The following is an 11,001-nucleotide window of genomic DNA, read 5'->3' as shown; positions in this document are numbered from 1 at the left end:
ATGGTCCCTCCGAAATATCCACCAACACCGAAACGAAATATGTTTTGCGCGTTTATAGTCATAACTGGAGGTCAAAAATCGAAATTATTGAAGAGCTTGAACTTCTGAAATCATTGAAGAATAAAAATTTAAGTGTTTCTTTTCCAATTGAAGATAAAGACGGAGCATACATTCAAGAAATAAATGCTCCTGAAGGAATCCGATATGTTGTACTTTTTTCCTTTGCTCAAGGGGAGAAAATTCGATTTATGGACAAGGAAACTTGTTTTCGAATAGGTTCTCTAATGGCGAATATGCACAACCATTCCGAAAACAAGAACATTAACCGAGTATCTTATCATAAGGAGTCTCTTATAGAACTACCTTATGCGTATTTAAAACAATTCTTTTCGGACAAGTTGCCAGAAATGGAATTCATTAGGGAATTTGGAGGAAATTTTCAAAATTCAGATTTCGATAATACGAAAACCGGAATTATTCATATGGATATATGGTATGATAATATGGCCGTTACGGCTGAAAAGGAGATTACGATTTTTGACTTTGACTTTTGTGGAAATGGATGGGAAATTTTAGATGTTGGATATTTCTGCAAACAGCTGTTTTTCATAGAATCAGATAAAGAGCAGTATGAATTAAAAATCCAAAGTTTCCTGCGTGGATACCAAAGTAATAGACCTTTATCTGAAAAAGAGCTCAGGTTAATACCGAAAGCTGGCGCTGCTATTTTTATTTTTTATCTTGGCGTACAGGCGCAAAGATTTGATTGGTCCAATATATTTTTGACAGAAAACTATCTTAAAATGTTTGTCGGAAGAATTAAAGCTTGGATGGACTATTACGAAAAGAAAGAAGTCACTGTGGTTAAATAAGGCAAGATTAAGGAATATTAATTCGGTTTTACGTTGAAGGCTGGAAAACAACTCTTGCATAAGCGTTGGGTGAAACTATAAACCAATTACAGGTATTTTGTCTTGTTGGTAATTAAAATGTAACGTATTAATTTTACCTTTACTATTCCAAATAATATAATTTTATGAAGGCACATACGTACGAAACACAATCAACAATTACCCCACAAAAGGCATTGGACTTCCTGAAAGAAGGAAACCAGCGCTTTGTTAATAACCTGAAAGCTAACCGCGATCTTCTCGAACAGGTGAATGCTACACGTGAAGGGCAGTGGCCATTCGCCGTGGTGCTAAGCTGCATCGATAGCCGTACTTCAGCTGAACTTATATTTGATCAGGGACTGGGTGATATCTTCAGTATCCGGATTGCCGGAAATTTTGTCAATCAGGATATTTTGGGATCGATGGAGTTTGGTTGCAATGTGGCCGGTTCTAAACTTGTTGTCGTTTTGGGGCATACCAAATGTGGGGCATTAAAAGGAGGATTGGATGCGGCGCAGATCGAGGGTATGGGAATGGATAACCTAAATCATTTGATTAATCATTTCGACCCGATCATCAATGAAGTGATCGAGCAGGGGGAAGAACGTTCTTCTAAAAATAGTGTACTGCTTGAAAAACTAAATCAACAGAATATTAAACATGCAATCCGTGACATTCGCAAACAGAGTTCAACGCTCCGGAAATTGGAAGAAGAGGGTAAAATTAAAATTGTCGGAGCGAACTATGACGTCGAAACTGGTAGCGTAAGTTGGCTATAAGCCGAAAGGTCGTGTATACTTTTTAAGAATAAAAAGCATGACGGTCATTTGCTTGAATCCATGCGAATAGTTCTGTGTCATCTAACTGTTTCATGATTACCGCAATTTGTGTAACATCCCTAGTTTAATTAGGTTAAATTATAATTGTGGTGTTGAGTTAATATTAAAAACAGAAATATAGTAATGTTTTTTTATCAAACGATTGCACAAAATGCCAGATACTAAAAATCCTGATCTGCTTAAATTTTTGACAAGTAGATCAGGATTTGAAAAAAGACAATTAGAACGGATCTTTATAAGCGGGCATCTACAAATTTTCTGTCGAGTATGCCCTTGATATCAAAAACAACGGATGGGTTCTTTTTTAAATTATTGAGATCTAAATGTAAGAACTCTCGGTGTCCCACAGCCAGAATAACACTGTCATAATCTGCAGATTCGGGAAGATCCGATAATAGTTTTAAATTAAAATGTGATTTCACTTCATCTCTATTGACCCATGGATCATAAATGTCGACTTTTAGACCAAATTCTTGAAGATCCTGAATCATATCTATAACTTTACTATTTCTCATATCAGGACAGTTTTCTTTGAAGGTGATGCCCAATACTAACGCTTTTGCCCCTTCAAATTTGATGTTTTTCTGAATCATCAATTTCACCACTTTTGATGCGATGAAGGAGGCGATCTGATCATTTACTTCTCTTCCAGATAAAATAACATGTGGGTGATAACCTAGTTGAGTTGCTTTTTGAGCGAGGTAGTAGGGGTCTACAGAAATACAATGACCGCCCACTAGTCCTGGTTTAAAACGTAGAAAATTATATTTTGTGCCCGCAGCATCTAACACATCCTGTGTATCTATTCCTACACGGTCGAAGATTAGCGCGAGCTCATTCATAAAGGAAATATTTACATCGCGCTGCGCATTTTCGATCACCTTGGCAGCTTCGGCAACTTTGATTGAGGGCGCCAAATGTGTCCCGGCTTCAATAATATTCTTATAAAGTCCATCTACCACCAATCCTGCCTCAGGTGTACTTCCAGAAGTCACTTTCATGACCTTTTGAAGTGAATTTACTTTATCGCCTGGATTAATACGTTCTGGGGAATAGCCAACAAAAAAATCTTGGTTAAATTTTAATCCCGAGCAACTTTCCAAAACAGGTATACACTCTTCTTCAGTACAACCAGGATAGACCGTAGATTCGTAGATAACCAAATCGCCGGGATTTAAGAGTTCGCCAATCATTTTCGAAGCCCCTATCAATGGAGATAAGTCTGGCGAGTTGTATCGGTCTATAGGTGTAGGGACCGTAACAATATAAACGTTAGCGTCGGCAATATCGGCTGTCGCATTACTCGCATCGTAGCCCTTACTTTGGTTTGAGCTCTGGAATAAGTCTCTCGCACGGATCAATTCATCTTTATCCGATTCTAATGTCCGGTCAAAGCCCTGCCTAAGTTCATCAATACGTGTTTTATTAATATCGAAGCCAATCACCGGGAAAAAATCGGAAAATGCTATTGCTAATGGCAATCCCACATATCCTTGGCCGATGACGGCAATTTTTTTTACCTTAAAATCTCTCATATATAGCTGTAAATATACGTTCTTTGCTTTACTTTTAACCTCTTGTCAACCAACCTCTGCGTCCGGCTGTCGCTATCGCATACGGTGTAATCCAGAATAAGCTGAAGGCATAAAATATACTGTAACTATACGCCCAGAAAGCTTCTTTGGTGTCAGAGTTTTTAGAAGCAAAGAAATAGGCCTGGATGCTGGAAAATATTAAGATACCGACCAACGTTGAGCTTAGGAACATCAATGGATAATGAAATACTGTCCACAGCATCAACAACATCATTGGATAAGACAATAATACTTTTTTCCATTGCATAAGCAATAAGATACGTGCTCCCCATTTAGGTCCCTGACGGAAATTCTTAAATGCAAATTTACTCATCGCAATGTTTTCGCGCACGTTGCTTCGTTCCCAACGGATAAACATCTTGTACAGATTTTTGTAACGTACAGGAGTGTCGGTATAAACGTATGCGTTGGATTGAAATAGAACATGATACCCCTGTTTTAGGATCATATTGGTCATCGCGCGATCTTCACCGATATCAGACGGTTGCCCCATAAAAGTCTGGTTAATCCAATCCTCCAAACAGTTCATGACAGCCTCTTTACGATAGCCGGACAAGGCTCCTGGTGTACACATGACCGTGCCCAGCATACTTTGCGCCGAACGTACAAACTCAAAGCTGAATACGAAGCTAACATTCAACATACGGGGTATAATCGCTTTTTTGGTATTCAATACACGCACGTTGCCCGCAACTGCTCCACACTCCTTGTTTGTTACAAAAGGACTCGCCATATTACGTATGGTATCCTTTTTAACAATAGAATCACTATCAACCGTAATAAAGATTTCTCCCGTACCTAACTTAAATCCACGGTATAAAGCATGTCTCTTACCCATATTCTTGGGCTGCTGATAAATTTCAACACGATCGCCCAATTCCATTTTGGCACGTTGTATCCAGGCAAAGGTATTGTCCTTACTACCGTCGTCAATGGCAATGATCTGAAGTTTCTTCTCCGGATAATCACTGCTAGCCAAACTATGTAAGGTATCATAGACTAACTGCCCTTCGTTATAAGCCGGAACAATAATCGTACAAGTAGGTAGCTCATCGTCCGATACAGAAGCAATGGGCTTATATTTACGGTGAAGTACAATTAAAAAAATCAAAAAACTGATGGCAATAGCCGCTAAAAGTATCCCGAAAATAATCAAAAATGTTCCGCCAATACTGTCTAAACGTTGGAAACGTAACGCATCAAAATCGGGTTGAAGCATGTATACGCCAAAAACAGACGCAAATAGTATAAAAAAAGTCGCTCCAAAAATACCATATTCTCTTGGACCAAAGTTGCTTTCCTCGTTTTTGCTCACTGTATGATCAGATCGCTTTTCTCCTGCATTTACATCATATACCGCAGGCTGCCATTGTTTGGTCATCTGCTTGGATACGATCGAGTTTTCTTTCATGTAATTCATAACCGTTCTATTTTAGATATACATTCGTTCATTCTATATTTAATCGATACCGCAATCGGTATCATTTGTAATGAAAATATTACGATTGCATAAACGCAAAAGACATGCCTTTATTTTGTGCCAAAAATGATCCGACCGCTCAAACTGTAACGTTCTTGATACAAAAAAGAGATAAGTAAGTCGTTTGTTTTCAGTGCTTTAATTTTGATTTGTAATAAAAATCGATTAAAATATAATAACGATATGGGCAGTAGACTTTTAAGGTTTTTTAACATTTGCCTGCTGATTATTAAGAGAATTTGACAATTTTTGTGACAAACTGTGTAGGAAAGGGGGCAATGGGTGGACTGAAGAAATTCAGCTGAAGCCAAATAAAAAAAGCAACAGACAGCACAAAAAAAGACGCCTCGAAAAGAGAACGTCTTCAATATCATCAAGTTTCGAAATCGTCTTTATCCGCCAAATTCCATTAGATAATTTTTTAGAAAATCATTTAGATCACCATCCAGCACAGCTTGTGTATTGGATGTTTCGTAATTGGTCCGTAAATCTTTAATTAACTTGTAAGGATGTAGGACATAATTTCGAATTTGGGATCCCCATTCTATTTTCTTTTTGTTTCCTTCAATAGCAGCGGTAGCTTCCTGGCGTTTACGCATTTCAATCTCATATAACTGTGATTTCAATAAGCGCATCGCATTTTCTTTGTTTTGTAATTGCGATCTGGATTCCTGATTTTTAATAATAATGCCAGTAGGTTTGTGATGTAATCGAACAGCTGTTTCCACCTTATTTACGTTCTGACCTCCTGCACCACCTGAACGGAACGTGTCCCATTCGATTTCCGAATCCTTCACATCAATCTCAATATTATCATCAATCAAGGGATAAACATAAACAGACGCGAAAGAGGTATGGCGTTTTGCATTGGAATCAAACGGAGAAATCCGAACGAGCCTGTGTACACCGTTTTCTCCCTTAAGGTAGCCATAAGCAAAATCGCCTGATATCTGTAAGGTTACACTCTTAATGCCTGCAACGTCACCTTCCTGCGAATCTTGTTCGGTCACTTTATACCCATTTTTTTCGCCCCACATAATATACATACGCATGAGCATGGCAGCCCAGTCGCAGCTTTCAGTCCCGCCGGCACCAGCTGTAATCTGTAAAATTGCATCCAGCTGATCTTCTTCGGCGCTAAGCATGTTTTTGAATTCGAGTTCCTCGACTTGCGCTAAAGCTAGTTTATATTGGTCGTCCACTTCCTTATCACTCGCGTCGCCAGATTGGAAGAATTCATACATGACATAGGCGTCTTCAACCGCCGCTGCAACTTCGTCGAAGTGGTCTGTCCATACCTTTTGGTTTTTTATGGACAAGAGTATTTTCTCTGCAGCTTTGGAATCATCCCAAAAACTTGCTTCAAGCGTAATAGCTTGATCTCTTTCTATCTCTTCTTTGCGTGCATCGATGTCAAAGATGCCTCCTCAGGGAAGTAACACGATCCCTCAAGTCTTGAATTTGTTCTTTTGTCATATCCGCTAAAGTAGAAATTTTAATTAATAAATTCGTGCTTCTATCGAATAACTTCGCACCCAATATAGATTGCCCAATAGGGATAATTTGACCTTTTTTTTTTAGTTTTGGTATTGTCAACGGAATAAACCTTCATTTAAGGATCTACACGATGTGTAACAATGAAATACTGAAGGCTCTTATTGATGTTTAAAACAAATAATTTCAGTAAAAACAGTATGTTCCCAAAAATTAATTTTACAACGACTGAGGCCTATAAGAATCTAGCGCAGCATTTTGGTTCTTTTGCAGGGCTATCTAGCAATAGCGAAAAAAATGATCTACGTGCACTTTTTGCCGCAGATCCCGCACGTTTTGAGAAGTTCTCGATCGCTTTCGAAGATATACTTTTGGATTACTCCAAAAATCGGATTACTGCAGAAACAAAGGCGCTCTTGGTTCAGTTAGCTAAAGAATGTGGTCTTGCTGATGCGATAACAGCGATGTTCTCGGGTGAGCGCATCAACGTGACCGAAAACAGACCGGTGTTACACACCGCTTTGCGAAATCAATCCGATCAGCCCGTTTATGTGGACGGAAAGGATGTCATGCCCGACGTTAAACGCGTGCTGGCACAAATGAAAGCCTTCACGGAAAAGATTATAGCTGGTGAGTGGAAAGGATATACGGGTAAAGAAATTACAACTGTGGTGAATATCGGTATCGGTGGTTCAGATCTAGGTCCTGTGATGGTAACAGAAGCCTTAAAAGCATATAAAACGCGCTTAAATGTACATTTTGTCTCCAACGTAGACGGTACACACATTGCTGAAACATTGAAAGCTGTGGATCCTGAAACAACCTTGTTTCTGATTGCTTCAAAAACTTTCACAACGCAGGAAACGATGGCCAATGCGCATACAGCTAAAGACTGGTTTTTGGCGAGCGGAGCCGTTCAGGAAGATGTCGCTAAGCATTTTGCAGCATTGAGCACCAATACAGAAGCAGTACGTGCCTTTGGAATAGATACTCAAAATATGTTTGAGTTTTGGGACTGGGTAGGCGGACGGTATTCCCTGTGGTCTGCTATAGGTCTTTCCATTAGCTTGGCAATAGGCTTTGATAATTTCGAGGAACTTTTGAAAGGTGCCTACGATGCGGACGTTCATTTTAAGGAAACTCCCTTCGAATCCAATATTCCCGTGATATTAGCTTTGCTTGGTGTATGGTACAATAATTTTTTCAAGGCCGAAAGCCATGCAATTCTCCCTTACGATCAATATCTGCACCGTTTTGCGGCATATTTCCAACAAGGGGATATGGAAAGTAACGGCAAATATGTTGACCGTAATGGCCAACAGGTGGACTATCAGACTGGACCGATTATCTGGGGTGAACCTGGTACGAACGGGCAGCACGCCTTCTATCAGTTGATTCACCAGGGCACCAAGTTGATTCCTTGTGATTTCATTGCACCTGCCAATAGCCTTAATCCGATCGGAAACCACCACCAATTGCTGTTGTCTAACTTTTTTGCGCAGACTGAGGCTTTGATGAATGGCAAAACGGAAGCCGAAGTGGTTGCTGAATTTAAGAAAGCCGGAAAGTCGGACCAGGAAATTGAAGCACTGAAAGCCTATAAAGTTTTTGAAGGTAATCGCCCAACGAATTCCATCCTGTTCAAAAAAATGACGCCACGCACTTTAGGACGACTTATCGCATTGTATGAGCATAAGATTTTTGTCCAGGGTGTGATCTGGAATATTTATAGTTTTGATCAATGGGGTGTCGAACTAGGAAAACAATTGGCCAATCAAATCCTCCCGGAATTAAGCGACGCCAATCCGGTTACAAGTCATGACTCTTCGACAAATGGATTGATCAATGCGTACAAAGCTTGGCGGGATTAAAATTGCTCTCTGTGATCAAAATTAGATCGGTGATGAAACATAAGAAACGGGGCTGTTCAACTTTTGGACAGCCCCGCTTTTATTCAGTTTTAGGGATATTCTACTACTTTATTTCTGATATCCGATTTTTACAGGTGTTGGCCAGATTTCTTGGGTATCTTCTATTTTAGACTTTTTTCTGCTGGATTCGAATGGCATTTAAAATAGCCAAAAGTGCTACCCCAACATCGGCGATAACTGCTTCCCAGAGCGTTGCAAAACCACCGGCACCAAGAACCAAGACAATGATTTTGATCCCCATTGCGAGAATGACGTTCTGCCAAACAATGCTTCGGGTAATTTTACCGATTTTGATGGCAGACAGGATCTTGTGGGGTTCATCGTTCTGGATCACCACATCAGCCGTTTCGATGGTTGCATCGGCTCCGAGTCCACCCATGGCGATGCCGACCTGCGCCAAAGCTACTACCGGTGCGTCATTTACGCCATCACCGGCAAAGGCAACACGGCGACCTTGATCGATCAGTTGTTGTACATGATTTACCTTATCTTCCGGAAGGAGGTCCCCATAAGCTTTGTCTAGCCCAAGTTTTTTGGCAACTTCATTTACTACCGCTGTTTTATCCCCAGATAGCATGACGGTGTATAGACCTTGAGCACGCATGGTTTGGATCACTTCCTTGGCATCGGGCTTAATCCGGTCCGCCACAGTGATATAACCCGCATATTGATCTTCGATGGCAAGCAATACAATGGAGTAGGCCACTTGCCTTAGCTCTGCAGGATAGCTTATATTGAATTTGTCCAGTAACTTGCTGTTGCCTGCGAGTGTACGTTTTCCATTAACAGTGGCGAGGAGTCCGTGGCCTGCTATTTCCTGGGTTTTCTCAGCTTGCAATGCGGGCCTGCCGGGATGATAACTTGCGATCGCCTTTGCGATGGGATGTGTTGAATGTGCCTCGACAGCCTTAGCGTAACTCAGTAATTCCGTTGGATCTCGATGGACAGCAAAAACTTCCGTTACTTCAAATACACCCGCTGTAAGTGTCCCCGTTTTATCCATGACAATGGTATCGACAGCGGTGATGGCATCGAGGAAGTTCCCGCCCTTAAATAGTATGCCATTTCGGGAGGCTAAACCTATACCACCAAAATACCCCAAGGGAATCGAAACAACCAGGGCACAGGGACAGCTGATCACCAAGAAGACCAAACTCCGGTAGAACCATTCTTTAAAACTATAGTCCTGAACAAAAAACAGGGGTAAAATAAGAACCAAAAGCGCGAGGCCGAAAATAATAGGAACATATATTTTGGCAAATCTGGCAATAAACAATTGTGTTTTGGACTTCCGTGCGGTAGCATCCTGGACCATTTCGAGAATTTTGCTCAATTTGCTATCTTCAAATACGCTGGATACCTCGATTTGAACAACTGTTTCCAAGTTGATCATACCTGCAAAGACAGCATCACCCGAATATTTTGTATCGGGTTTACTCTCCCCAGTCAAAGCAGCAGTGTTAAATGCCGCTTTCTCCGTTTTAAGTTTGCCGTCCAAAGCCACTTTTTCTCCAGCTTTTACAAGGATAGTTTCGCCAATTGTGACAGTTTTTGGATTTACCTGTTCTTGTTGCCCATTGCGTATGACCGTTACTGTGTCAGGGCGGATATCCAATAGCGATTTGATTGATTTCTTGGCATTGTCGACGGCAGTATCCTGAAACCATTCTCCGATTTGATAGAACACCATTACAGCGACGCCCTCTTCAAATTCTCCAATAGCGAAAGCACCCAAGGTCGCAACGGTCATTAAAAAAAATTCATTAAAAATATCACCACGGCTTGCCTTGCGAAATGCCATTTGAATAACGGGGATTCCCGCGAGAAGGTAGGCAACGCTATTTAAGGTCAAGCTGATGCCAAAGGGAAGGCTGATCCTAAAAGCATATTTCAATAGGAGTAAAGTAAGTAGAATGACAAGAGCCATGAGGAGCTTACGCTGGGTAATCCACCAAGGACGCTCCTGTGTTGGAAGGCCGTGCTCCTGTGTTGGAAGGCCGTGCTCCGGTGTGGCATGGCTATGCTCGTGGTTGTGTTCGCACATATATCAGCGGTTCTTTTAAAGAATTAAATTTAGCGAATTCTGCTGTAAAAAGCGAGGGAAATGAGGATGAACTCACCCATAAGGGCAATTATTTTAGACGATTATTTAAAGGAATTGGAACAGCAAACAAGCTGTTTTTCAAACGACAGATGCTGTCCGTAAGGGAAGCTGATGTCAGCAAGGAAGGGGGACAATCGCTGAGCAATGAAAAGGCGTCCACATGTATTGATGCGGACGCCTGCTATTTTATTGAATGTATTTTTAATCTTTCGAAGTACTGCCAATAATCATTTCCAATATGGCAACGACAATGGCAAACAGCGCTGCGGTCCAAAATCCATGTACATCAAATTTGGATCCAAGTAGTGAATCGGTCAACAAGACCATTAATACGGTAATAATAAAGGAAACTAGACCAAGGGTAAGCCAATTCAATGGGAACGTAAATAACCTTAAAATCGATCCCACAGTCGCGTTGACAAATCCAATGACAAGTCCCGTAACGATAGCCCAACCGAAACCAGCAACTTCAGCACCAGGAACAACCCAGCAAGCAATTGCGACTACCAGACCAGTAAGTAAAAGACTAATAATAAATTTCATAATATGTGCTAATTTATAAAGAGTAAATAAAGTAATAATATAATAATTGTCGTACAAACCCGATGCCAAACTTTGTTTAGATTATCGCATTTAAATCTTTGGGATGGATGGATGGATGGATG

General features: G+C 40.7%; 8 protein-coding genes. 3 read left to right on the top strand and 5 right to left on the bottom strand.

Translation table 11 applies throughout. The features are described from left to right. The first annotated feature begins 14 nt into the window (after positions 1–14). Positions 15–872 (top strand): phosphotransferase, encoded by an 858-nt coding sequence (locus tag B2X72_RS01875; protein WP_286848168.1) that lies wholly within the window; start codon positions 15–17, stop codon positions 870–872. Positions 873–1,036: 164 nt separating this feature from the next. Beyond that, positions 1,037–1,672 (top strand): carbonic anhydrase family protein, encoded by a 636-nt coding sequence (locus B2X72_RS01870; RefSeq protein WP_070565856.1) that lies wholly within the window; start codon positions 1,037–1,039, stop codon positions 1,670–1,672. Positions 1,673–1,965: 293 nt separating this feature from the next. On the opposite strand, the gene B2X72_RS01865 is transcribed toward B2X72_RS01870, so the two are convergent. The 3 genes from B2X72_RS01865 to prfB form a co-directional block, all read right to left on the bottom strand. Continuing rightward, complete coding sequence (locus B2X72_RS01865; RefSeq protein WP_286848166.1) at positions 1,966–3,267, bottom strand: nucleotide sugar dehydrogenase; 1,302 nt, start codon at positions 3,265–3,267, stop codon at positions 1,966–1,968. 34 nt (positions 3,268–3,301) lie between these two features. Beyond that, positions 3,302–4,747, bottom strand: coding sequence for a glycosyltransferase (locus B2X72_RS01860; RefSeq protein ID WP_198386009.1), 1,446 nt, complete (start codon positions 4,745–4,747; stop codon positions 3,302–3,304). A gap of 452 nt (positions 4,748–5,199) precedes the next feature. After that, a protein-coding gene (gene prfB, locus B2X72_RS01855) for a peptide chain release factor 2 (protein ID WP_201639914.1) occupies positions 5,200–6,283 on the bottom strand; the annotation gives its coding sequence in 2 pieces (ribosomal slippage) (positions 5,200–6,222 and positions 6,224–6,283; 1,083 coding nt in all). A 218-nt stretch (positions 6,284–6,501) separates the two neighbouring features. Between prfB and pgi the strand changes: the two genes are divergently transcribed. Then, positions 6,502–8,172, top strand: a complete 1,671-nt coding sequence (gene pgi, locus B2X72_RS01850) for a glucose-6-phosphate isomerase (protein WP_286848165.1) — start codon at positions 6,502–6,504, stop codon at positions 8,170–8,172. Between the two features lie 166 nt (positions 8,173–8,338). On the opposite strand, the gene B2X72_RS01845 is transcribed toward pgi, so the two are convergent. After that, the gene (locus B2X72_RS01845) at positions 8,339–10,276 is read right to left on the bottom strand and encodes a heavy metal translocating P-type ATPase (RefSeq protein ID WP_286848164.1); all 1,938 of its coding nucleotides are present in this window, start codon (positions 10,274–10,276) and stop codon (positions 8,339–8,341) included. Positions 10,277–10,537: 261 nt separating this feature from the next. Beyond that, a complete protein-coding gene (locus B2X72_RS01840) occupies positions 10,538–10,879 on the bottom strand; it encodes a phage holin family protein (RefSeq protein ID WP_088159802.1) in 342 nt (113 codons plus the stop codon). Between the last annotated feature and the right edge of the window lie 122 nt (positions 10,880–11,001).

Origin of the sequence: Sphingobacterium sp. UBA7253, assembly GCF_002472745.1 — a bacterium.
Taxonomy (GTDB): domain Bacteria; phylum Bacteroidota; class Bacteroidia; order Sphingobacteriales; family Sphingobacteriaceae; genus Sphingobacterium; species Sphingobacterium siyangense.
Note: the sequence above shows the minus strand (reverse complement) of the source record. Positions and strands in the feature narration are given on the sequence as shown.